Source organism: Micromonospora reichwaldensis, from assembly GCF_031845925.1.
Classification (GTDB): Bacteria; Actinomycetota; Actinomycetes; order Mycobacteriales; family Micromonosporaceae; genus Micromonospora; species Micromonospora reichwaldensis.
Genome location: NZ_JAVRFL010000005.1, coordinates 85,582 through 108,491, shown reverse-complemented (window position 1 = coordinate 108,491; position 22,910 = coordinate 85,582). Strand labels below are relative to the sequence as shown.

The window sequence follows — 22,910 nt, the reverse complement described above, 5'->3', positions numbered from 1 at the left end:
GTCGCCCCGGTCCGGCTCGCCGGGCCGGGGCGACGTCGCTTCGAAGGGACATTCATGGCGAAGATCCTGAGCTTCTCGGACGACGCCCGGCACCTGCTCGAGCACGGTGTCAACGCCCTCGCGGACGCGGTCAAGGTCACCCTCGGCCCGCGCGGGCGCAACGTCGTCCTGGACAAGAAGTTCGGTGTGCCCACGATCACCAACGACGGCGTGACCATCGCCAAGGAGATCGAGCTCACCAACCCCTACGAGAACCTCGGTGCGCAGCTGGTCAAGGAGGTGGCGACCAAGACCAACGACGTCGCCGGCGACGGGACCACCACCGCCACCGTGCTGGCCCAGGCGATGGTCCGCGAGGGCCTGCGCAACGTCACGGCCGGCGCCAACCCGGCCGGCCTCAAGCGGGGCATCGACGCGGCAGCCGCCAAGGTCTCCGAGGCGCTGCTCGGCCGCGCGGTCGAGGTCGCCGACAAGAAGTCGATCGCGCACGTCGCGACGATCTCCGCGCAGGACGCCACGATCGGCGAGCTGATCGCCGAGGCGATGGAGAGGGTCGGCCGCGACGGTGTCATCACCGTCGAGGAAGGCTCCGCCCTGCACACCGAGCTGGACGTGACCGAGGGTCTCCAGTTCGACAAGGGCTTCATCTCGCCCAACTTCGTCACCGACATGGAGTCGCAGGAGTCGGTCCTGGAGGACCCGTACATCCTGATCACGACCCAGAAGATCTCGGCGATCGAGGAGCTGCTGCCGCTGCTGGAGAAGGTCCTCCAGAACAGCAAGCCGCTGCTGATCATCGCCGAGGACGTCGACGGCCAGGCGCTGTCGACGCTGGTGGTCAACTCGATCCGCAAGACCCTGAAGGTCTGCGCGGTCAAGGCCCCCGGCTTCGGTGACCGGCGCAAGGCGATGCTCCAGGACATGGCGATCCTCACCGGCGCCGAGCTGGTCGCGCCCGAGCTGGGCTACAAGCTCGACCAGGTGGGCCTGGAGGTGCTCGGCACCGCCCGGCGCGTGGTGGTCGACAAGGAGAACACGACGGTCGTCGACGGCGGCGGCAAGTCGAGCGAGGTCGCCGACCGGGTCGCGCAGATCCGCAAGGAGATCGAGGCCTCGGACTCCGACTGGGACCGGGAGAAGCTCGCCGAGCGGCTGGCCAAGCTGTCCGGCGGCATCGCGGTCATCAAGGTCGGCGCCGCGACCGAGGTCGAGATGAAGGAGCGCAAGCACCGCATCGAGGACGCGATCGCCGCGACCAAGGCCGCGGTCGAGGAGGGCACCGTCCCCGGCGGCGGCGCCGCCCTGGTGCAGATCCTGCCGGCGCTCGACGACGACCTCGGCTTCACCGGGGACGAGAAGGTCGGCGTCTCGATCGTGCGCAAGTCGCTGGTCGAGCCGCTGCGCTGGATCGCCCAGAACGCCGGCCACGACGGCTACGTCGTGGTGCAGAAGGTCGCCGGCAAGGAGTGGGGCCACGGCCTCGACGCCGCCACCGGCGAGTACGTCGACCTGGCGAAGTCCGGCATCGTCGACCCGGTGAAGGTGACCCGCAACGCGGTCACCAACGCGGCGTCGATCGCCGGCCTGCTGCTCACCACGGAGAGCCTCGTGGTGGAGAAGCCGGAGAAGGCCGAGCCGGCCGCCGCCGGTGGGCACGGCCACAGCCACGGCCACGGCCACCAGCACGGCCCGGGCTTCTGACCCTCGCCGTACGCCCGGTCGGGGCGCACCGTCCGTGTGACGGTGCGCCCCGACGCCTTTCGGCGGGCCGGGGGCGTGACCATCGGCCGGCCGGTGCGTCGCCAACCACGGGTGGGAACGCCGCGACGCCGCGTCCCCGGGCGGGGACGCGGCGTCGGTGTGGTCTCGAGGAGGTCGCCGGCTCAGGCGATCTTGCGCTGGGCGGGGACGGTCGACCGGTGCGGCTGGCCCAGGCGGGCCTCCAGCCGGGCCACGTCGACCCGGCTCTGGCGGCGGTCGGCCAGGTCCTCCCAGCCGACGGCGAGCAGCCGCAGCCGCTCCGACTCGCTGAAGCCGCCCCAGACGCCGTACGGCTCGCGCACGGCGAGGGCGTGGGCGGCGCACTCGGCCCGCACCGGGCAGGCGCGGCAGACGGCCTTCGCGCCGGACTCCCGGCGCAGGCGGGACGAGCCACGCTCGCCGTCCGGGTGGAAGAACTGCGCGCTGTCCCGGCCCCGGCAGGCACCGAGCCGCTGCCAGTCCCAGAGGTCGACGATGGGTCCGGGCAGTCTGCGTACGTTCGACATCAGCACCCCTCCTCCCGCGCGGCACCGCGCAGATCCTGGTGAATCGGCGTCCGGGCGACGGTCCGCGCAGGCGCGCCGTTTCCGGCCTGGGACCTCCGTACCCGGGCCGTCGCCGGCTCACACGCCTGTGATCGAAAACTTCCGGCAACTGGCGGCATATGCCCCACTTGTCGGAAAAGTTCGTTGGATTGCCCGAACCCCCTCGCGACCCGACCCGGTCATGGTCTGCTCTTGGACGGAGAGGAGACCACTGTGCGTACGGTTCTCGTGTGCGTTCGGACGCCGCTCGCGGCGCAACATCTCGCGTCCGCGGCGGCACGGCTCGGGCTGTCCGCCGTGGTGCGGACGGCGGTCTCCGATCCCGAGGTGATGCTGCGGCTGGCCGAGCGCCCCGCCGACGTGGTGCTCGCGGACACGGCCCTCACCCGGCCGGACAGCGCGGGCTTCGTCCGGCGGGTGCTCGCCCGCGCGCCGCAGGCCTCCGTGCTGCTGCTCGGCACGGAGGAGTCGGAGGCCGCCGCGGCCACCATCAGCGCGGGTGCCCGGGGCCTCATCCAGGGCGTCGACCAGGACCTGACCAGCGCGGTGGCCAAGGCCCTGCTGCTGCTCTCCTCGCCCGGCCGGGCAGCCCGACGCCCGGCCACCGACCCGGCCCGGGACACCGCGGCGGTCGGCGGTCCCGCCCGTACCGGCCCGGCCGGCCGGCCGCCGGCCGAACCGGGATCCAGCTGGCAGGCGACGGCCCCCGACGGCCCGGGCGGCACCCCGACGGTGGTGCCGGCGCAGCGCGGCGACGACCCGGCCGAGCCCGCCGACGAGCCGGCCGAGGCCACGCCCCCCGGGCGGCGGTCCGGGCCCGGCCCGCGCGGCGGCCGGTCCCAGGTCGGGCTGACCGAACGCGAACTCCAGGTGCTGCTGGGCATGGCGGAGGGCAAGAGCAACGCCGAGATCGGCCGGGAGCTGTTCGTCTCGGAGGACACCGTGAAGACCCACGCGCGGCGGCTGTTCCGCAAGCTCGGCGCGCGGGACCGCGCGCACGCGGTGGCGGCCGGTTTCCGCGCCGGCCTGGTGGCCTGAACCAGCGGTACGGCCGCCCAGGACGCCTCGGGGCGCGGAGCGGGGGCCGGGACGCCTCGGCGCGCGGAGCCGGGCGGGTGGCCCGGGCCCCGCCGGTGCGGCCCCGGCCCGCCTCAGCGTTCGGCGTCGGGCTCCTCGTCGGCGCCCTCGGTCAGGGTGTCGTGCACCCCGTCGGCGTAGCCACGGGCGTAGTCCCAGGTGACGTAGTGGTCCGGGTCGGGGTCGTAGGCCGGCTCGTGCACCCGGGGACGCCCCGAGCTGAGCAGGTGGCGCAGGTTGCCCCGCAGCAGGTCCCAGTCGAAGTAGTGCGGCTCCCGGCAGTCCTCGCACTCGATGACCAACCCGCGCACCCCGATCGGCGCCAGAAGCGCCTGGTAGATCTCCAGGTCGGCGAGATCCTCCAGCACGTCCTGTCGCTCGACGTCGGTCAGCGGGTCGAGCGGGGCGTCGTCGCCCGGATCGTGCAGGCCGGCGGCCGGATCAGCCGGGTCGCCGTTGAAGGGGTCGATGGGCTCGTCGTGCACCCCCTCACCGTAGACCCAACGCCGGGGCCGCGTCCGCCCCCGCCGCCGGTGACCTGGGCTGCCACCGCCCGGGAACGGCCCGTGCCGGTGGGTACGATGGGACGACGCGCCCGTCACCCGGCGTGTGCCGGTGCCCGCCCGCGCCACCTCGCTGAAGCCCGTCCGAGCAGCTCAGGGGAGCAATCGTGGAATTTTCGCCCAGCACCGATCTACCGGCCGGCGCCGACAGCGGCGAGCTGGGCGGCCACCTGCCGGAGCTGCCCGCCGGCTCCGCCCGGGTGGTTCCGCTCGGGTTGACCTTCGACGACGTGCTGCTCCAGCCGGGCGAGTCGGACGTGGTGCCGAGCCGGGTCAACACGGTGACGAAGCTGACCCGCAACATCAGCCTGAGCATCCCGCTGCTCTCCAGCGCGATGGACACGGTGACCGAGGCCCGGATGGCGATCGCCATGGCCCGCCAGGGCGGCATCGGCGTGCTGCACCGCAACCTCTCCCTGGAGGACCAGGCGCTCCAGGTCGACCTGGTGAAGCGCTCCGAGTCCGGCATGATCACCAACCCGGTGACCGCCAGCCCCGACGACACCCTGCGCGACGTCGACGCCCTCTGCGGGCGCTACCGCATCTCCGGCGTGCCCGTCGTGGACGGCGAGGGCCAGCTCGTCGGCATCGTCACCAACCGCGACATGCGGTTCGTCTCCGACCCGGCCACCCCGGTCCACCAGATCATGACCCGCACCCCGCTGGTCACCGCCCCGGTCGGGGTGCGCAAGGAGGACGCGCTCGACCTGCTGCGCCAGCACAAGGTCGAGAAGCTGCCGATCGTCGACGACTCGGGCCGGCTGCGCGGCCTGATCACGGTCAAGGACTTCACCAAGAGCGAGCAGTACCCGAACGCCACCAAGGACGACGCCGGCCGGCTGCGGGTCGCCGCCGCCGTCGGGGTGGGCGACGACGCCTACAAGCGGGCGCGGGCGCTGGTGGACGCGGGCGTCGACGTGCTGATCGTGGACACCGCGCACGGCCACCAGCGGGCGGTGCTGGAGATGGTCGCCCAGCTCAAGAAGGACGTCACCATCGACATCGTCGGCGGCAACGTCGCCACCTACGCCGGCGCCCGGGCGCTGGTCGAGGCGGGCGCCGACGGCGTGAAGGTCGGCGTCGGGCCGGGCGCGATCTGCACCACCCGGATCGTCGCCGGGGTGGGCGTACCGCAGATCACCGCGATCATGGAGGCCGCGCGGGCCGCGCGGCCGGCCGGCGTCCCGGTCATCGGCGACGGCGGCATTCAATACTCGGGCGACATCGCCAAGGCGCTCGTCGCGGGCGCCGACACGGTGATGCTCGGCAGCCTGCTGGCCGGCTGCGAGGAGAGCCCCGGCGAGCTGATCTTCATCAACGGCAAGCAGTACAAGGCCTACCGGGGCATGGGCTCGCTCGGCGCGATGCAGTCCCGGGGCCAGGGCAAGTCCTACTCCAAGGACCGCTACTTCCAGCAGGACGTGCTCGCCGAGGACAAGCTGGTCCCCGAGGGCGTGGAGGGCCAGGTGCCCTACCGGGGCCCGCTGTCCGCGGTCGCCCACCAGCTCACCGGTGGGCTGCGCGCGGCGATGGGGTACGTCGGCGCGGAGAGCATCCCCGAGCTGCACCGCCGCGGTCAGCTCATCCGGATCACGGCGGCGGGGCTCAAGGAGAGCCACCCGCACGACATCCAGATGACGGTCGAGGCGCCCAACTACCACTCCCGCTGACCATCCCCCCTGCGACAACTGGAGTCCCCCATGCGTGACGTGGTCGAGATCGGGCTGGGCAAGACCGCGCAGCGCGGTTACCACCTGGACGACATCGCCATCGTGCCGAGCCGCCGGACCCGGGACGTCGACGACGTCTCCACCGCCTGGCAGCTCGACGCGTACCAGTTCGGCATCCCCTGCGTCGGGCACCCGTCGGACGCGACGATGAGCCCGGCCTCCGCCGTCCGGCTCGGCCAGCTCGGCGGCCTCGGCGTGCTCAACGTCGAGGGCCTGTGGACCCGCTACGAGAACCCGACCAAGGTCCTGGAGGAGCTGTCCGGGCTCGACGAGGACGCCCGCGCCACCAAGCGGCTCCAGGAGGTCTACGCGGAGCCGATCCGCCCCGACCTGATCGCCGAGCGGGTCCGCGAGCTGCGCGCCGGCGGCGGCACCGTGGCGGTGCGGGTCTCGCCGCAGCACACCCTGGCGCTGGCCCCGGTGATCCTCGACGCCGGCGTCGACATCCTCGTCATCCAGGGCACCATCGTCTCCGCCGAGCACGTCTCGACCACCGACGAGCCGCTGAACCTCAAGGAGTTCATCGCCGACCTGGACCTCCCGGTCGTCGTCGGCGGCTGCACCGACTACAAGACCGCGCTGCACCTGATGCGTACGGGGGCGGCCGGCGTCATCGTCGGCATCGGCGGCGACGAGTGGTCCACCACCGAGTCGGTGCTGGGCATCCGGGTGCCGATGGCGACCGCGATCGCCGACGCGGCGGCGGCCCGCCGGGACTACCTCGACGAGACCGGCGGCCGGTACGTGCACCTGATCGCCGACGGCGACATCCAGACCTCGGGCGACATCGCCAAGGCCCTCGGCTGCGGCGCCGACGCGGTGATGCTCGGCGAGCCGCTGTCGCTCTGCGCCGAGGCGCCGGCCGGTGGCGCCTGGTGGCACTCCGCCGCCAGCCACCCGTCGCTGCCCCGGGGCGCGTTCGAGACCGCCGGCGACCCGCTCGGCTCGATGGAGCAGCTGCTCTTCGGGCCGGCCGACGAGCCGGACGGCCAGCTCAACCTCTTCGGTGGTCTGCGCCGCGCGATGGCCAAGTGCGGCTACCGCGACCTGAAGGAGTTCCAGAAGGTCGGCCTGGTCCTCGACCGCTGACCTGCGCAAGCAGCACCACCCGCACCGGCCGCGCCGATAGGCTCGGCCGGTGCGTCGTACCCGCCCCCGGATCCGCCCCGCGCTCGCCGTCGCCGTCGTCGCGGCCCTGGTGTTCGCGGCCTGCACCGACGGCGGCGACGAGCGGGGCGGCTTCCGGCCCGGGGCGGTCGACCTCGGCGACCCGTACGTCCCGGGGGCCGGCAACGGCGGCTACGACGTCGCGGGCTACCGGCTCGCGGTCCGCTACGACCCGGCAACCGACCGGCTCTCCGGGCGGGCCGCGCTGACGGCCACCGCGACCAGCGGGCTGTCCCGGTTCAACCTGGACCTCGCCGGGCTGGACGTGTCGCGGGTGGCCGTCGACGGCCGGCCGGCCGGGTCCGCCCGCGACGGCGGCGAGCTGGTGGTCACCCCGCGCGACGGCCTTTCCCGGGGCGCCCGGTTCGTCGTCGAGGTGGACTACTCCGGCGTGCCGGCGGCCAAGGCCGACGGGCAGCTCGGCAGCGGCGGCTTCCTGCACACCGCCGACGGGGCGATCGCCCTCGGCCAACCCTGGTCGGCGGCCACCTGGTTCCCGGTCAACGACCACCCGTCCGACAAGGCCACCTACGACATCGAGGTGACCGTCCCGGACGGGCTGGCCGCGCTGAGCAACGGGGTGCCGGGGGAGCGGACCAGCGCCGCCGGCTGGACCACCTGGCGCTGGGTCGAGCGGTCGCCGATGGCCAGCTACCTGACGACCCTGGTGATCGGCGACTACCGGGTGCGCAGCGGCACGCACGCCGGTAAGCCGATGGTCACGGCGGTGCCGGCGAGCCTGCCGGAGGACGGGCCGGAGGCCGCCTCGCTGGCCCGCACCGGCGAGATCGCCGACTTCCTGGCCAGCCGCTTCGGGCCGTACCCGTTCGACTCCTACGGCGGCGTCGTGGTCACCGACGCCCGGATCGGCTACGCGCTGGAGACCCAGTCCCGGCCGGTCTACGGGCCGGGCTTCTTTCGTGCCGGGCGACCCAACCCGGGGGTGGTCGCGCACGAGCTGGCCCACCAGTGGTTCGGCAACAGCGTGGCGCTGAGCCGGTGGAGCGACATCTGGCTCAACGAGGGCTTCGCCAGCTACGCGGAGTGGCTGTGGGAGGAGCACGACGGCGGCCGTACCGCGCAGCGCAACTTCGAGCTGGAGTACGCCGCAACCGACTGGTCCCGGCCGTCCGTCGACCCCGGACGGTCCCGGTTGTTCGGTGCGGCCGTCTACAAGCGTGGCGCGCTCGCCGTGCACGCGCTGCGCCGCACGGTCGGCGACGAGACGTTCTTCCGCATCCTGCGGACCTGGACGGCCGAGCGGCGCGACGGCAACGCCACCACCGACGACCTGATCGCCCTGGCCGAGCGGGTCGCCGGGCAGCCCCTGCGCCCGTTCTTCGACGCCTGGCTCGTCGGCGGGAGCGCCCCCGCCCTGCCCTGACGCGGCTCGCGTCGGCGCTCGGTAGGCTGCGGCCGGACCCGGCGCGGCCCCGCCTGCCCGCCCGCCCCCGTGCGGCGGGGCCGACGGCACCGGCCGGCCCGGGTCCACCACGCTCGCCGGTGGGGCAGCCGGCGACGCAGGGAGGAGAAGAGGCGATGACGCTGTCGCGGCGGACGCTGTGCGCGGGCACCGGCCTGCTGCTGGCCGGGATGCTGGGGCTGGCCGGCTGCGGGTCGGCCGAGGACCCGGCTCCGGCCCCGAGCACCGCCGCGCCGGCCGCGCCGCGCCAGTTCCTCCTCGGCGCGGCCGGCGCCGGCGACGCCTACTTCCCGACCTACGGCAACGGCGGGTACGACGTCAGCCGCTACACGGTCAAGGTGCGCTACGACCCGGCGGAGGACCGGTTGACCGGAACCACCACCGTGCAGGCGGCGGCGACCGGCGACCTGTCCGCGTTCAACCTGGACCTGGCCGGGCTGACCGTGCGGTCCGTGACGGTGGACGGGGCTCCGGCGAAGCACGGCCGCAAGGGCGACGAGCTGGTCGTGACTCCGGCCCGTGGCCTGATCGCGGGCAACGGCTTCGTCGTCGAGATCGCGTACGACGGCAGGCCGGAGCCGCTGCGCAACGAGGTCCTGGGCAGCGGCGGCTTCCTGCACACCGACGAGGGGGCGATCGCGCTCGGCCAGCCCGAGTCGGCGAGCACGTGGTTCCCCGTCAACGACCATCCCTCGGACAAGGCCACCTACGACTTCGAGATCACCGTGCCGAAGGGGCTGACGGCGGTCAGCAACGGTGTGCCGGCGGGAAAGAGCACCACCGGCGACTGGACCACCTGGAAGTGGGCCGAGCGCAGCCCGATGGCGAGCTACCTGAGCACGGTGGTCATCGGGAAGTTCCGGATCACCGAGGGCGAGCACAAGGGACGGCCGGTGTTCCACGCGGTCACCACCGACCTGCCCTCGGGCGCGGCGGACCGGTCGATCGCCGACACGGTCGAGGTGACCGACTACCTGGAGAGCGTCTTCGGGCCGTACCCGTTCGAGGCGTACGGCGGTGTGGTGATCTCCGACGCCCGGATCCGGTACGCCCTGGAGACGCAGAGCCGCCCGGTCTACTCCGCGAGCTTCTTCTCCCGCGGCGAGAACACGGCCGTGGTCGCCCACGAGATGGCGCACCAGTGGTTCGGCAACAGCGTGTCGCTGGCGAGGTGGCAGGACATCTGGCTCAACGAGGGCCTGGCCACGTACGCCGAGTGGCTGTGGGCCGAGCACGACGGCGGGCGCACCGCCCAGCAGGAGTTCGACGCCCGGTACGCGGGCTCCTCGGGCCAGCTGTGGCGGACGCCGCCGGGCGAGCCGGGGGTGGCGAACCTGTTCAGCGAGTCGGTCTACCAGCGCGGCGGGATGACCGTGCACGCGCTGCGGGTGGCCGTCGGCGACAAGGCGTTCTTCGAGATCCTGAAGACCTGGGCGGCACAGAAGCGCGACGCGAACGCGACCACGGCCGAGTTCGTCGCGCTGGCCGAGCGGGTCTCGGGCAAGCAGCTCGGCGACCTCTTCGAGGCGTGGCTGTACGGCAAACAGCGGCCGGACCGTCCCGGGCGGGTGTGACGGCGCTCAGCGCGTGACGCGCAGCTTCGGGTTGGCGGCGAGGTAGGCGTCGGCCCGGCCGGCGCGCAGCTCGGTGAGGAACTTCCGCCCGGTCTGCGTGAGTTCCTCGCCCCGGTAGGCGCTGCCCCGGCCGACGCCCGCGCCGGGCAGGTCGACCAGCACGAACTTCTCCGGCGTGAGCCCGCCGAGGGCGTACGCGACGTCCACGACGCGCGGCCCGCCCGCGTAGACCAGGGTGTCGCCGAGCGCGTCGACCACCTGCTGGACGCGCTCCGGCTGCCGGGCCAGGTCCTCGCCGAGGATCTTCGTGGCCAGCGCCTTGATCAGCTGCTGCTGGTGGCGCTGTCGGGCGTAGCCGCCGCCGGTGACGTAGCGCTGCCGGGCGTAGTCCAGCGCCTGCCAGCCGGTGAGGTGCCGCTCGCCCTTCTCGTAGACCATCTGCGGCCCGGTGTAGCCGCCACCGCCGGGCGCGGGCTCCCGGTGCCGGCCGTCGGGGCGGCGGTGCAGCGAGACCACCCGCTGGTCGACGTAGAGGTCCACCCCGCCCAGGCTGTCCACGAGCCGGTCGAAGCCGTTGAAGGTGAGCACCGCGCCGGCGTCGAAGCGCAGCCCCGTGTAGCCGCTGACCGTGCTGCGCAGCAGCTCGTACCCCTGGGCGGTGCTCGGCTGCTTCGGTCTGCCGGGCACCCGGCTGCCGTAGCTCATCGCGTGGGTGAGCTTGGTCCTGCCGCCGCGGTAGCCGGCCTTCGGGAAGGCCGGGATGTCGACCAGCAGGTCGCGGGGGAGGGAGAAGAGGTACGCCCGGTCGAGTCCCTTCGGCACGTGCAGCACGAGCACGGCGTCGCCGTGCGGCTCCCAGCCCGGCACGCTGACCCGGGTGTCCACCCCGACGAGCAGGAGGTTGAGCGGGCCGGTGACGCCGGCGCCCGGCGGCGCGGTCGGGCTCGGGCTCGGGGTGGGGCTCGCCTGCGGCGTCGCGGTGGCGCCCGTCGGCCCGATCGCCCGCCGCGGCCCGTCGTCGCGGACGAGCCGGGTGACGACCAGGGCGCCCACGGCCACCAGGACCACGGCCGCCACGGCGGCCAGCCCCAGCACCCATCGTGGGCGTGGCACCCCTGTCCGCTGAGTCATGCGACACCCCCGGTGATGACAACGCGTCGACGGGGGCGCCGAGTTGCGGGCGGGCGCCTCCGGGATCGTGGACCGGAGCATGATCCCGCGAAATCGGGCGCTGGCGCGATGGCTACCGAGCGGTAATGATGCGGTCATGCGGTACGACGTGCTCGTCATCGGGTCCGGCTTCGGCGGCAGCGTCACCGCGCTCCGGCTGGCCGAGAAGGGCTACTCGGTCGGGGTGCTGGAGGCCGGGCGTCGCTTCGCCGACGACGAGTTCCCGCAGACCTCCTGGCGGCTGCGGCGCTTCCTGTGGGCGCCCCGCCTCGGCTGCTACGGCCTCCAGCGGCTCACCCTGCTGCGCCCGGCCGACCGGAAGGCCGGCGGCGGCGTGCTGGTGCTCTCCGGCGCCGGGGTCGGCGGCGGCTCACTGGTCTACGCGAACACCCTCTACGAGCCGCTGGACGCCTTCTACACCGACCCGCAGTGGCGGGACGTCACCGACTGGCGTGACGAGCTGGCCGGCCACTACGACCAGGCGAGGCGGATGCTCGGCGCCACCACGTACCCGCTCGTCACCCGCGCGGACCGGGCGATGCGGGCGGTGGCCGACCGGATGGGGGTGGGGCACACCCACCACGCCACCCCGGTCGGCGTGTTCATCGGTCGCCCCGGCCAGCGGGCCACCGACCCCTACTTCGGCGGCGCCGGGCCGGAGCGCACCGGCTGCACGCACTGCGGCGCGTGCATGACCGGCTGCCGGCAGGGCGCGAAGAACACGCTGGTCAAGAACTACCTCTGGCTGGCCGAGCGACTCGGCGCGCGGGTGCACCCGCTGACGACGGTCACGGCCGTCCGCCCAACCGGCGACGGCGGATACGCGGTGCACACGGTGCGCACGGGGGCCTGGCTGCGCGCGCGGCGGCAGGTGATCCACGCCGACCAGGTGGTCTTCGCGGCCGGCGCGCTCGGCACCCAGCGGCTGCTGCACGCGATGAAGGCGGAGGGTGCCCTGCCCGCGCTCTCGCCCCGCCTCGGCGAGCTGACCCGGACCAACTCGGAGGCGATCCTCGGCGCCTCGGTGCCCCGCCGGCAGGCCCGCGCCGAGGGGCTCGACTTCACCGAGGGGGTGGCGATCACCAGCTCGTTCCACCCCGACCCGCAGACCCACGTCGAGCCGGTCCGCTACGGCCGGGGCTCGAACGCGATGGGCCTGCTCCAGTCGCTGCTGGTCGACGGCGGGCCGCGCCGGGTCCGCCGCTGGCTGGGGATCCTGCTGCGCCAGCCCGGCACGGCGGCCCGGCTGCTGTCGGTGCGCGGCTGGTCGGAGCGGACGGTGATCGCCCTGGTCATGCAGTCGGTGGACAACTCGCTGACCACCCGGCTGCGGCGCGGCCCGTTCGGCCGGCACCTGGTCTCCGGGCCGGGCCACGGCGCGCCAAACCCGACCTGGATCCCGGCCGGCAACCAGGCGGCCCGCCTGCTGGCCGAGGAGATCGGCGGTACGCCCGGCGGCGCCCTGACCGAGCCGTTCGACATCCCGATGACCGCACACATCCTCGGCGGAGCGGTGATCGGCGCCACCGCGGCCGACGGCGTGATCGACCCGTGGCACCGGGTGTTCGGCCACCCGGGGCTGCACGTGGTCGACGGCGCGGCGGTCTCGGCGAACCTCGGGGTGAACCCGTCGCTGACCATCACCGCCCAGGCGGAACGGGCGATGTCGTTCTGGCCCAACAAGGGCGAGCAGGACCCGAGGCCGCCCGTGGGCTCGCCGTACCGCCGCCTCCCCCCGGTGCCGCCCCACCACCCGGCCGTCCCGGCTGGCGCCCCCGGCGCCCTGCGGACGTGACAGGGCCGGTGCCCGGTCAACTGTGGCGCCGGGTGTCCCGGCCGGGGAGCAGCCCGCCATCCGCCCGGGACGGGGACCCGGATCCGCGTCGGTCCGTCCAGGCGACCAGCACCGCGTGCGGGAGGGTCAGCGCGGCCAGCACGGCGAACGTCGCGGGCAGCGGGTCCGCCCGGTGGCCGGGCCAGGTGATCAGGGCGGTCAGGGCGGCGACGGCGAGCACCGTGGGAGCCGCCGCCTGCCGGGCGAAGCGACGCAGCGGCCGGCCGACCCTCCCGGCGGCCAGGTCGGCGGTGTTGCGTGGGTCGTGCCGCAGCAGTCGGGCGACGTGGCGGCAGGAGTGCCAGAACGCGAAGTACGCACCGATGGCCAGGGCCGGCGGCACGGTGGCGAACAGCCCGACGAGGAGGACGGGCTGATGCGCGTCGCGGGTGCGTCCGGCGCGCAGGTCCCGGCGCACGGTGACCACGACCGCGCACAGCACGGCGGCGAACGCCAGTGCCCGCACCTCGACGGCGAGCAGCGTCGGTGCCCGAGGGGCCACCGTCGCCAGCAACGGGTCGACCTGGTCCCGCCACAGCGCCAACGGAACGACCACGGGCGGTCCTCCGTACGCGAGCACGGCCGTCACCCCGGGCCGCACGGGCCGGCGGTCCCGCTCGGCGTGGAACGCCACGTCGGCGGTGCCGAAGTGGACGACGGACACGACGAGGAACCCGACCAGCGCCAGGTCCGGTGCGGCCCGGAAGGCCACCAGCCCGGCGCCGGCCACGGCGGTGTAGACCACCAGCAGCGCCACGCGCGCCGGCAGCGGCCGGGCGCGCGCCGCCAGCCAGGCGGGCACGAGATGGTCGACCGCGCCGTGCGGGAGCCCGAGGAGCAGTCCCGCGATCAGGAAGCCCGGCGAGCCGGCGAGCCCGGCGGCGCCGATCAGCGGTGCCAGCGCCAGCAGCCCGCCGAGCGCGAGCTGCGAGGCGGTCCCGGCACCTCGCAGCAGCCGGTCCGGCTGCTGCGCCGGCGCCTTGGTTCCGTACGCGGACGACGGTCGGCGCCGGGGACGGGCCCGGTCCTGGGCCACCGGCACCGGAGGGGCGACGCCCCTGGCCGGATCAGACGACGGTGAGGTGACCACGGTCGGACAGGGTGCGTAGCCGGCTGAGATCGACGATGCTCCAGCCCACCTTCGACAGGATGGACAGCCCGACGAAGAGCATGCTCGTGGTGGTGGAACCGAGCAGGCCCACCCCGGACGGGCCGAGGAGCCAGAACAGCGGGTAACCGGCCCAGAGCACGCTGAGCAGAAGGGCGGCCTCCGTGTAGACGGCCGCGATCCGTTCCGGCTGGCGGTGGGCGTGGGCACGCAGCGGTCCCCAGACCAGAGCGTAGACCGCGAGCAGGGACAGCATCCCGATCGCGTACAGGCCGTAGCGGGATGTGGCGTTCGCGGTGAGATCGGCTGCCAGGCCGCTGAGGATCACCACCACGTTCGCCCCGACGAGGGCGGTCATCAGCCGCCAACGGCGTCCGGGCAGGGAATGCGTCCCGGTCAGCATCAGGGCCACCAGCAGCAGCGGGGCGGTGACCACCCAGTCGACGTAGCGCGCCCAGTAGACCGTGTGGCCGGCCACCTCCGCCCGCCCGCCGCCGAGCGCCATGACGAGATACCAGAAGCCGGACCAGAGCGGGATCGCGATCGCCACCCGGTATTCGCTGCGCGGGACTCCCCGCGGGTCCGCGCGCCACCGGCTGAACAGCAGGACCCCGCCCGCCATGGCGGCCACGTACGTCCACAGCCACCACTCGGTCATGTCCGCTCCTCGGCCGGCTCCCGGGCGGCGCCGCGCCCGCCGGGCTGCCGCTTGTGACGACCCGGGGGTACGCCGGGGCGCCGCTGCCGGCACGCCGGTGGAGATCGCGTTCAGGGGTCCGGTGCCGGCTGGCACAGATAACCTATACGCGTCAAAAGCCCTCTACGGGGGCAATAGCGGCGATTCAAGCCGCGCAGGAAGCCGTGAGGTCAGCGTGAACTTCGAGAACCTGTTCAGTTACAACGTCACCCAGTACACGCTGGTGTCCCACGTGCTCACCTTGGGCTTCGGGGTGATGGCTGCCGGGCTGGTCTACTTCCTCGCGACCCGCGGCTCTGCGGCACCGCGCTACCAGCTCGCCTCGGTGCTCTCCGCCGTGGTGATGGTGTCGGCCTTCTTCGAGCTGTGGGTGCTCTCGGAGCGCTGGCGCCAGGCGTTCACCTGGAACGGGACGGCCTACGTCCAGTCGGACGTGCTCTTCTCCAACGGCTACCGGTACATGAACTGGTCCATCGACGTCCCCGTCCTGCTGATCCAGTTGCTCATCGTGCTGGGGATCACCGGTCGGGCGTTCCACCGCAACTGGGCGATGTTCGTGGTCGGCGGCCTCGGGATGATCTACACCGGCTACGCCGGGCAGTTCCACGAGGTGGACCGCTCGGCCCCGTACTGGGTCTGGGGGCTGGTCAGCACGGCGTTCTTCGTGTTCCTGCTCCTCCTGGTCGCCCGGGTGATCTTCGGCAGCCTGGCCCGGCTGCCGGAGTCCGCCCGGGGTCCCGCGCGCGCCGTCTGGTGGCTGGTGCTCGTCTCCTGGCTGCTCTACCCGGGTGCCTATCTGATGCCGGCGATGTGGGACTCCGCCGACGGGGTGGTGGCGAGGCAGATCACCTACACCGTGGCCGACATCACCTCCAAGGTGATCTACGGCGTGCTGCTCGGCGTCATCGCGCGCAAGGTCAGCGTCGCCGAGGGGTACGCCCCGGCGGTCGAGGACGACGTCGCCCGCCCGCGCGGGGGGATCACGGCGGCGGCGCGGTGACGGACCGGCGGGGGAGGCGCGGGTGCCGTCGGTAGGATCTGCTGCCATGAGCACGCCTCGCCCCGTCCTCGTGGTGGACTTCGGAGCCCAGTACGCCCAGCTCATCGCGCGTCGGGTGCGTGAGGCCAACGTCTATTCCGAGATCGTGCCGCACTCGATGCCGGTCGCCGAGATGCTGGCGAAGGACCCGGCGGCGATCATCCTCTCCGGCGGCCCGTCCAGCGTCTACGCGCCGGGTGCCCCGCAGATCGACGCCGGCATGTTCGAGGCCGGGGTGCCGGTCTTCGGCATCTGCTACGGCTTCCAGGCGATGGCCCAGGCGCTCGGCGGCACGGTGGCCCGCACCGGCAACCGCGAGTACGGCGGCACCCCGCTGCGCCCCCGCCTGCTCGACCCGGGCGTGCTGCTCCGCGACCTGCCGGCCGACCTGCCGGTCTGGATGAGCCACGGTGACTGCGTGACCGAGGCCCCGGCAGGCTTCACGGTGACGGCCGAGTCGGCGGGCGCGCCGGTCGCCGCGTTCGAGGACGTGGCCGGCCGCCGGGCCGGTGTGCAGTTCCACCCGGAGGTCGGGCACACCGCGCACGGCCAGGAGATGCTGCGCCGCTTCCTGCACGACATCGCCGGCATCGCGCCGACCTGGACGCCCGAGAACATCATCGACGAGCAGGTCGCCCGGATCCGCGAGCAGGTCGGCGACAAGGAGGTCATCTGCGGGCTGAGCGGCGGGGTCGACTCGGCCGTCGCCGCCGCGCTGGTGCACAGGGCCGTCGGCGACCAGCTCACCTGCGTCTTCGTCGACCACGGCCTGCTGCGCGCCGGCGAGGCCGAGCAGGTGGAGAAGGACTACGTCGCCGCCACCGGGATCAAGCTCAAGGTGGTCGACGCGGCCGACCGGTTCCTCGGCGCCCTGGCCGGGGTGACCGACCCGGAGCAGAAGCGCAAGATCATCGGCCGCGAGTTCATCCGGGTCTTCGAGGCCGCCGCGCGGGAGGTCGCCGCCCACGGCGACGTCGAGTTCCTCGTCCAGGGCACCCTCTACCCGGACGTCGTCGAGTCCGGCGGCGGCACCGGCACCGCCAACATCAAGAGCCATCACAACGTCGGCGGCCTGCCGGAGGACCTGAAGTTCGCGCTGGTCGAGCCGCTGCGCACGCTGTTCAAGGACGAGGTCCGGGCGCTCGGCCTCCAGCTCGGCCTGCCCGAGGCGATGGTCTGGCGGCACCCGTTCCCGGGCCCCGGCCTGGCCATCCGGATCATCGGCGCGGTCGACCGGGAGCGGCTCGACCTGCTCCGGCGGGCCGACCTGATCGCCCGCGAGGAGCTGACCGCCGCCGGCCTGGACCGGGGCGTCTGGCAGTTCCCCGTCGTGCTCCTGGCCGACGTGCGCAGCGTCGGCGTGCAGGGCGACGGCCGCAGCTACGGGCACCCCGTGGTGCTGCGGCCCGTCTCCAGCGAGGACGCGATGACCGCCGACTGGTCCCGGCTGCCCTACGAGGTGGTGGCGCGGATCTCCACCCGGATCACCAACGAGGTCGCCGAGGTCAACCGCGTGGTGCTGGACGTCACGAGCAAGCCGCCGGGCACGATCGAGTGGGAGTGATCCCGCCTCACGCCGCCGGCGGATAGGTCGGCGGCACGGGCTGCGCCACGGTCGGCTGCGCCACCGTGGGCGGGGCCTGCGCCGGGTGCGGCCAGGCGGGCGCGTCGGCCGGCTCCTCGGGCATCAGGAACCACATGATCGGGTACGCGAGCAGCGCGAGCCCGCCGGTGAGCAGGCCGGCGACCGCGAAGACCACCCGGACCAGGGTGGGGTCGACGGCGAAGTACCGGCCGAGGCCGCTGGCCACTCCGGCGATCATCCGGTCCGTGACGGGGCGACGGAGCTGCTTGTACGGGGGCTGGGGAGGAGCGGTGTAGGTCATGTCTCCACGGTCCGCGCCCGTCGTCGGGCCGTCCTCGGTGACCGCCCGGATCCCTACCCTGACCCGCCCCTGAGGCGCGAGCATTCAGTCAGGAATCTGACTCTTTTCGATGGAGGTAACCCGGGCCGGGGAGAATTTGCCCCCGTGACCACCATGCTGGAGCCGCTCCGCAGGATCGCGGCATATGCAGTTTGTGCTGATTCAGTCGGCCGGGTGTTGCTGGTCCGCGCATCGGAGCGCTCCGGCACCCCCGGCACGTGGTCGCTGCCCGGCGGGGCGGTCGACCACGGTGAGGACCCGCACCACACCGTCGTCCGGGAGACCGCCGCCGAGACCGGCCTCTCCGTCACCGTCGCGGGCCTGCACGACGTGCTCGCCGACATGCGGGCGCTGCCGGAGCGGGGCATCACCATCCACACCGACCGCCTGATCTACCAGGTCTCGGTCCGGGGCGGGACGCTCGCCGACCGGATCGACCGGCCGACCGACCTGGTCCGCTGGTTCACCCCGGCGGAGGCCCGCGAGCTGCCGCTGCGGTCGTTCACCGCGCGGGCCCTGGGCCTGCCCGCCTCGTCCGCCGACATCGTCCCGGACGAGGCACCGGAGTTCCCCTCGTTCTACGCCGTGCCCGGCCCCGACGGGCTGCACCGGGCCCAGCGCTTCGCCGCGTACGCCGTGGTGACCGACCCGGACGACCGGGTGCTGCTCACCCGGGTCTCCGACGGCTACCCGGGCGCGGGCTGCTGGCACCTGCCCGGCGGTGGCACCGACTACGGCGAGCAGCCCGGCGCCGCCCTGATCCGGGAGCTGGTCGAGGAGACCGGGCAGACCGGGCGCCTCGTCGAGCTGCTCGGGGTGGCCAGCCACCGGGACGCGGCCTCCCTCGGCCCCGAGGGCTACCCGATCGACTGGCACGGCGTCCGCGCCTTCTACCGCGTCGTGGTCGACAAGCCGGCCCCGCCCACCGTCGCCGACGTCGGCGGCTCCACCTGCGAGGCCCGCTGGTTCGGCCGCGAGGAACTGGGCGCCCTCCCCACCGACCGCCTGACCGAGGTGACGGCGGAAGCCGTCCAGGCCGCCCGCCTGGCCTGACCGCCCCCGTCCCCACTGTTCGTTGATCATGAGGTTGACCGGGCGGCACGCCGGACCCGGTGCGGCTAACCTCATGATCGACGGAACGGGTCGGCGCGGGCGGGGGAGTGCGGGCGGGTGGAACAGCGGCGGCGGGTCGGCGCGTACGGGGTGTGTCGGGGCTCGGACGGGCGGGTGCTGTTGGCCCGGGGCTCCGGCCCGTGCCCGTTCCCGGGCGTCTGGCAGCTTCCCGGCGGCGGGGTCGAGCACGCCGAGCATCCGGCGCACGCGGTGGTCCGCGAGTTCGCCGAGGAGACCGGCCTCCTCATCGAGGTGACCGGGCTGCGGGCGGTGTCCGCCGACGTGACGACCTTCCGTGCCGCCGAGGTCGCGGTGCACACCGACCGCGTGGTCTTCGACGTCACCGTGCGGGGCGGCGAACCCCGGCCGGAGCCGGCCGGCGGCAGCGACGATGTGGCCTGGTTCACGACCGCCGAGGCGGCGACGGTCCCGCTGATGCCGTTCACCGCCGAGCTGCTCGGCCTGCCCGTGTCGCCCCTGCCGCCGGAGCTGCCCCGCTCACCGGCGGAAGGGCCGGCCGCCCCGCCCGACCGGAGGCAGCGCTTCGGGGCGTACGGCCTGGTCACCGACCCTGCCGGCCGGGTGCTGCTCACGATGATCGCCGACGGTTACCCGGGCGCCGGCCGGTGGCACCTGCCCGGCGGCGGGACCGACCACGGAGAGCAGCCGGTCGCCGCGCTGCTGCGCGAACTGGTCGAGGAGTCCGGGCAGCTCGGTCGGGTGGTCGAGCTGATCGGCGTCGACAACCTGCACAACCCGGCCGCGCTGGGCCCGGAGGGGCGCCCGCTCGACTGGCACGGCATCCGGGTGCTCTACCGGGTGGCGGTGGACGCGCCCACGGAGCCGCGGGTGACCGAGCTCGCCGGCGGCTCCACCGCCCGTGCGGGCTGGTTCAGCCCGGAGAAACTCGCCGGGCTGCCGCTGAGCGGGATCGCCGCACTGGCGCTGGCCAATGCCCCTGCCGACGAGCGTCCGTAACCGGACATCGGTGTCCCCGGCACCCGCTCACCGAGCCGACGGAGACGGGGTCCGGTACATTCGATGTGGGGTTGGTGGAGGAAACGGGCGATGGAGCCCGAGATGGGAATAAGAGAGCGGTACGCGCGGTTAGACCAGATATAAGTACCGCCGGCAGCTATCGCCAACCCCCGTTCCCCTATGCGATGGTGTACTCCGCAAAACGGCTGCCGGGCCAGAATGGTCCGGCACGAGACAGCCGGACGGCCGCCCTCGCGACGGTAAACCGATCCGGTGATGGAGGAAACGTGCCGAGAGCCCCATGGCGCCGGCGTCGTACCACTGACAGTCCGCGTCCCGCAGGGCGTCGTTGGGCGGGCCCGTTGCGCCGCAGCAGCACGCTCGCCCGGCAGGTGCTGCTGGTCCGGGTGGGGCGCCGCGACGGCGACCTGCACGCGACCAGCGACCTCTCGATGCCCGAGCACCGCTACGCCGACCGGCCGCGACGCCGCTACGGACTCACCCGGGTCGAGCGCGCCGACGTCGCCTCGATCGTCCCGGTCAGCCCCGCGCTCGGCCCCACGACTCCGGTCGACGACGAGTCGGGGATGTCGATCCCGCTGCTTCCGGGCGAGCGGACGGTCGCCCGCCGGATGAAGTTCGCGGTGGTCAACGCCTGCACACTCAGCAGCCTGATGCTCGGCATGCTGGCCATCTTCCTGGCCATGCAGGGCGAGGTGCGCGTCGCCGCACTCTGCCTGATCGCCTGCGTCGTCTTCGACGGCCTCGACGGCGCGCTCGCCCGCAAGTTCGGCGTGGCCAGCCCGTTCGGCGCGCAGATGGACTCGCTGGCCGACATGTGCTCGTTCGGCCTCGCCGCCCCCGTGGTGGTCTACGCCTCGCTGGCCGGTTCGGTCTCCACGCCGGCCGCCGCGGTGGCCTGCGCGCTCGTCGCGGCGTGCGCGGCGATCCGGCTCGCCCGGTTCAACGTCTCGCCGAAGGACGGCCGGTTCTTCTGCGGCGTCCCCACCACCATGGCCGCCGCAGTGCTCGCGCTGACCGTCGCCATCGGGCTGCCGGTGCCGGGGATCGTCCTGGTCGCCGGCGTGGCGCTGCTCGCCTTCGCCATGGTCTCCAGCTTCCCCTACGCGAAGCTGGCCCGGCTGGTGAAGCTGCCGCCGTGGCTGTGGCTGGCCCCGGTGATCGGCGCGCTGATCGACATCCGGCTCACCTTCGCGCTGATCGTGGTCGGTTACCTGGTCAGCGGCCCGGTGCTCTGGCTGCGTCAGCGCCGCACCGCCTGACACACGTACGAGAGAAGGGGCGCCGCGATCGCGGCGCCCCTTCTTCGTGTCGTGCGGCCGGGCCTCAGCGCCAGCGGGCGATGACGGTCGAGCCCCCGACGACCTTGTCCCCGGGGCCGACCAGCGGCTCCGCCGCGTCCGCCGGCAGGTAGACGTCGGTGCGCGAGCCGAACCGGATCAGCCCGAAGCGCTCGCCCCGGGCCAGCAGCGCGCCGATCGGCGCCCGCTGCACGATCCGGCGGGCGATCAGGCCCGTGCGCTGCGCCACGACCACCGTGCCGCGCGCGGTGTCCAGCACCGTGTACGCGGCCACGTTGTGCTCCGCCGCCGGCTTCATCGCGTTGGCGAAGCCACCGTCGGCGACGAAGTAGTCGACCACCTTGCCGGCCACCGGGGCACGGTTGACGTGCACGTCCAGCACCGACAGGAAGACCGCGATCCGCAGCCACTCGCCCTCGCCGAAGCGCTCGTCGTGCAGCCGCTGCACGGACAGCACCCGACCGTCGGCCGAGGCGACCACCGCCGACGAGTCCTCCGGCACGTCGCGCTCCGGATCCCGGAAGAAGGCGGCCACCGGGGCGGCGGCCAGGGCCGGGAGCAGCCAGAGCTTCGACTTCGGCCGGGTCGCCCGGGCCACCGCGGCCAGGCCCAGCGCGATGCCGGCCGCGGCCACCCCGTTGGAGTCGATGTGCATGCCACGGGTCAGCGGGACGCTGGACGGGCGGTACGCCGGCGCCAGCCGGGCCGCCGACGCGGCGTCGGCCGGGGTGTAGCGGAGCCGGTACACCCGCAGCGGCGGCGTGTTGCGCAGCACCAGGTCGACCCCGACGCCGTACAGCGCGCCCTGCCGGTCCAGCTCGGCGGCGGCGCCCGCGGTACGTCCCGGCGTCGCGGTCGTGGCCACGCTCAGCACCGCGCCGTCGGCGAGGTACTTCGTCAGGCCCTCGACGGCGGCGCGGGTCTCGTCGGCCGTGCCGGTCAGCGGCTCCCCGGCGACGACCACCGCGGCCGGCTCGGCCTCGGCGAGGGTGTCGACCACGCGGACCCGGTCGGCCACCCAGCGACCCTGGGCGATGACGTGCTCCCGGAGGGCCGCCGGGGAGGCCGACCCGGCGGGCACCAGGGTGAGGGTGTCGCCGGGCAGCAGCGCGTCGATCGCCGCGGTCAGCACCGCGGACTCGGGCGTCGCGCCGACCAGCAGCGCGGCCTTCGGATCGTTGATCCGGGCGAGCTCGGAGACGAGGGTACGGGCGGCTCGCTCGCCGATGCGGACCGGACCGGACCGGCCGAAGGTGCGCACGGCGGGGGACTGCGTCATGTCGGACGGACTCCTGACGGGTAGAGACGGGAATCGCGGCGGGACCGCCACGGCGGCGCGTCCGGCCGGCGCGGCGACCAGGTCGGTGCGGCGGCCAGGTCGGCGCGGGCCGGCCGGCGGAGGCGAGTTCTCCACGGCCAGCATAGGCCGCCGCCGACGCCGGCCGCACCGCTGTGGTCAGCCGCGCGGGTGCTCCCCACCGGCCGGCGGCCCGTCGGTCCGCCGGAACCGGGCGTCCTCGTCGGCGGCGCGGTCCTCGACCGCCTCGGGCCGGACGTCGGTGACGGCCTCCGTCGGCCACTCGTCGGCCTCGTCCCCGGCCCGCAGGCCACCCGTCGTCGGCCCGCCCGTCGTCTGCCTGCCTGTCGTCAACCCTTCCGTCGTCGCCCCGGCGATCGTCGGCTCCTCCGCGGTCTGTCCGCTCGTCGGTCGTCCGGCCGTCGTCGGTGCACCGGTCGTCGGCGCGGAGACGTCCCACTCGGACCGCGCGCCCCAGTCGGTCGGTTCGCCCCAGTCGGAGCGCCGGCCGCCCCACTCCGTCGGCTCGTCGGCCGGGGCGGGCCGGTCGAGGTCCCAGCGGGTCGGGTCGATCCCGGTGGCCTGTC

The 22,910-nt window shown here is 74.0% G+C and carries 19 protein-coding genes; 12 read left to right on the top strand and 7 right to left on the bottom strand.

Annotated elements, in window-relative coordinates; all coding sequences use genetic code 11:
- The first annotated feature begins 54 nt into the window (after window positions 1–54).
- Window positions 55–1,701: a chaperonin GroEL gene (gene groL, locus RM555_RS05695; protein ID WP_151456655.1), complete on the top strand. Its 1,647-nt coding sequence runs from the start codon at window positions 55–57 to the stop codon at window positions 1,699–1,701.
- Between the two features lie 182 nt (window positions 1,702–1,883).
- Here groL and RM555_RS05690 read toward each other — a convergent pair whose 3' ends face one another.
- Window positions 1,884–2,267: a WhiB family transcriptional regulator gene (locus tag RM555_RS05690; RefSeq protein WP_089003203.1), complete on the bottom strand. Its 384-nt coding sequence runs from the start codon at window positions 2,265–2,267 to the stop codon at window positions 1,884–1,886.
- A gap of 252 nt (window positions 2,268–2,519) precedes the next feature.
- Here RM555_RS05690 and RM555_RS05685 point away from each other — a divergent pair, with 252 nt between their 5' ends.
- Window positions 2,520–3,344 carry a helix-turn-helix transcriptional regulator gene (locus RM555_RS05685; protein ID WP_311410774.1) on the top strand — a complete coding sequence of 275 codons (825 nt, stop codon included), beginning with the start codon at window positions 2,520–2,522 and terminating at the stop codon, window positions 3,342–3,344.
- 113 nt (window positions 3,345–3,457) lie between these two features.
- On the opposite strand, the gene RM555_RS05680 is transcribed toward RM555_RS05685, so the two are convergent.
- Window positions 3,458–3,868, bottom strand: a complete 411-nt coding sequence (locus RM555_RS05680; protein WP_132230961.1) for a DUF5319 domain-containing protein — start codon at window positions 3,866–3,868, stop codon at window positions 3,458–3,460.
- A 185-nt stretch (window positions 3,869–4,053) separates the two neighbouring features.
- Here RM555_RS05680 and guaB point away from each other — a divergent pair, with 185 nt between their 5' ends.
- The 4 genes from guaB to RM555_RS05660 all read left to right on the top strand — a co-directional run bounded on the left by guaB (window position 4,054) and on the right by RM555_RS05660 (window position 9,840).
- Window positions 4,054–5,616: an IMP dehydrogenase gene (gene guaB, locus RM555_RS05675; protein WP_311410773.1), complete on the top strand. Its 1,563-nt coding sequence runs from the start codon at window positions 4,054–4,056 to the stop codon at window positions 5,614–5,616.
- A gap of 30 nt (window positions 5,617–5,646) precedes the next feature.
- Window positions 5,647–6,765 carry a GuaB3 family IMP dehydrogenase-related protein gene (locus tag RM555_RS05670; protein WP_311410772.1) on the top strand — a complete coding sequence of 373 codons (1,119 nt, stop codon included), beginning with the start codon at window positions 5,647–5,649 and terminating at the stop codon, window positions 6,763–6,765.
- A gap of 49 nt (window positions 6,766–6,814) precedes the next feature.
- Entirely contained in the window at window positions 6,815–8,227 is a 1,413-nt protein-coding gene (locus tag RM555_RS05665) for a M1 family metallopeptidase (protein ID WP_311410771.1), read from the top strand.
- A 155-nt stretch (window positions 8,228–8,382) separates the two neighbouring features.
- On the top strand, window positions 8,383–9,840 hold the full coding sequence (locus tag RM555_RS05660; protein ID WP_311410770.1) for a M1 family metallopeptidase: 1,458 nt from the start codon (window positions 8,383–8,385) through the stop codon (window positions 9,838–9,840).
- Between the two features lie 6 nt (window positions 9,841–9,846).
- On the opposite strand, the gene RM555_RS05655 is transcribed toward RM555_RS05660, so the two are convergent.
- Window positions 9,847–10,971 carry an LCP family protein gene (locus RM555_RS05655; protein ID WP_311410769.1) on the bottom strand — a complete coding sequence of 375 codons (1,125 nt, stop codon included), beginning with the start codon at window positions 10,969–10,971 and terminating at the stop codon, window positions 9,847–9,849.
- A gap of 136 nt (window positions 10,972–11,107) precedes the next feature.
- On the opposite strand from RM555_RS05655, the gene RM555_RS05650 reads away from it, so the two are divergent.
- On the top strand, window positions 11,108–12,805 hold the full coding sequence (locus tag RM555_RS05650; protein ID WP_311410768.1) for a GMC family oxidoreductase: 1,698 nt from the start codon (window positions 11,108–11,110) through the stop codon (window positions 12,803–12,805).
- 16 nt (window positions 12,806–12,821) lie between these two features.
- On the opposite strand, the gene RM555_RS05645 is transcribed toward RM555_RS05650, so the two are convergent.
- A complete protein-coding gene (locus RM555_RS05645; RefSeq protein WP_311410767.1) occupies window positions 12,822–13,934 on the bottom strand; it encodes a Brp/Blh family beta-carotene 15,15'-dioxygenase in 1,113 nt (370 codons plus the stop codon).
- Window positions 13,912–14,610, bottom strand: coding sequence for a bacteriorhodopsin (locus tag RM555_RS05640; protein ID WP_311410766.1), 699 nt, complete (start codon window positions 14,608–14,610; stop codon window positions 13,912–13,914). The genes RM555_RS05645 and RM555_RS05640 overlap by 23 nt, the downstream gene beginning before the upstream one ends.
- 214 nt (window positions 14,611–14,824) lie before the next feature.
- Here RM555_RS05640 and RM555_RS05635 point away from each other — a divergent pair, with 214 nt between their 5' ends.
- Together RM555_RS05635 and guaA are read left to right on the top strand one after the other, a co-directional pair.
- The gene (locus RM555_RS05635; protein ID WP_311410765.1) at window positions 14,825–15,649 is read left to right on the top strand and encodes a bacteriorhodopsin; all 825 of its coding nucleotides are present in this window, start codon (window positions 14,825–14,827) and stop codon (window positions 15,647–15,649) included.
- 46 nt (window positions 15,650–15,695) lie between these two features.
- Entirely contained in the window at window positions 15,696–17,252 is a 1,557-nt protein-coding gene (guaA, locus tag RM555_RS05630; protein ID WP_311410764.1) for a glutamine-hydrolyzing GMP synthase, read from the top strand.
- A 7-nt stretch (window positions 17,253–17,259) separates the two neighbouring features.
- Here guaA and RM555_RS05625 read toward each other — a convergent pair whose 3' ends face one another.
- A complete protein-coding gene (locus RM555_RS05625; protein ID WP_311410763.1) occupies window positions 17,260–17,574 on the bottom strand; it encodes a PspC domain-containing protein in 315 nt (104 codons plus the stop codon).
- 144 nt (window positions 17,575–17,718) lie between these two features.
- Between RM555_RS05625 and RM555_RS05620 the strand changes: the two genes are divergently transcribed.
- From RM555_RS05620 to RM555_RS05610, 3 genes are all read left to right on the top strand, one after another.
- Entirely contained in the window at window positions 17,719–18,666 is a 948-nt protein-coding gene (locus tag RM555_RS05620; protein ID WP_311410762.1) for an NUDIX hydrolase, read from the top strand.
- 117 nt (window positions 18,667–18,783) lie between these two features.
- Window positions 18,784–19,704, top strand: a complete 921-nt coding sequence (locus RM555_RS05615) for an NUDIX hydrolase (RefSeq protein ID WP_311410761.1) — start codon at window positions 18,784–18,786, stop codon at window positions 19,702–19,704.
- 362 nt (window positions 19,705–20,066) lie between these two features.
- Entirely contained in the window at window positions 20,067–20,987 is a 921-nt protein-coding gene (locus RM555_RS05610; protein ID WP_311410760.1) for a CDP-alcohol phosphatidyltransferase family protein, read from the top strand.
- A gap of 64 nt (window positions 20,988–21,051) precedes the next feature.
- On the opposite strand, the gene RM555_RS05605 is transcribed toward RM555_RS05610, so the two are convergent.
- Window positions 21,052–22,305, bottom strand: a complete 1,254-nt coding sequence (locus RM555_RS05605) for a phosphatidylserine decarboxylase (protein ID WP_311410759.1) — start codon at window positions 22,303–22,305, stop codon at window positions 21,052–21,054.
- Window positions 22,306–22,910 lie beyond the last annotated feature (605 nt).

Excerpts from the sequence above, each read along its gene's own strand:
- groL (WP_151456655.1), top strand. The coding sequence starts at position 55 with ATGGCGAAGATCCTGAGCTTCTCGGACGACGCCCGGCACCTGCTCGAG.
- RM555_RS05690 (WP_089003203.1), bottom strand. The coding sequence starts at position 2,267 with ATGTCGAACGTACGCAGACTGCCCGGACCCATCGTCGACCTCTGGGAC.
- RM555_RS05670 (WP_311410772.1), top strand. The coding sequence starts at position 5,647 with ATGCGTGACGTGGTCGAGATCGGGCTGGGCAAGACCGCGCAGCGCGGT.
- RM555_RS05660 (WP_311410770.1), top strand. The coding sequence starts at position 8,383 with ATGACGCTGTCGCGGCGGACGCTGTGCGCGGGCACCGGCCTGCTGCTG.
- RM555_RS05655 (WP_311410769.1), bottom strand. The coding sequence starts at position 10,971 with ATGACTCAGCGGACAGGGGTGCCACGCCCACGATGGGTGCTGGGGCTG.
- RM555_RS05650 (WP_311410768.1), top strand. The coding sequence starts at position 11,108 with ATGCGGTACGACGTGCTCGTCATCGGGTCCGGCTTCGGCGGCAGCGTC.
- RM555_RS05640 (WP_311410766.1), bottom strand. The coding sequence starts at position 14,610 with ATGACCGAGTGGTGGCTGTGGACGTACGTGGCCGCCATGGCGGGCGGG.
- guaA (WP_311410764.1), top strand. The coding sequence starts at position 15,696 with ATGAGCACGCCTCGCCCCGTCCTCGTGGTGGACTTCGGAGCCCAGTAC.
- RM555_RS05625 (WP_311410763.1), bottom strand. The coding sequence starts at position 17,574 with ATGACCTACACCGCTCCTCCCCAGCCCCCGTACAAGCAGCTCCGTCGC.
- RM555_RS05605 (WP_311410759.1), bottom strand. The coding sequence starts at position 22,305 with ATGACGCAGTCCCCCGCCGTGCGCACCTTCGGCCGGTCCGGTCCGGTC.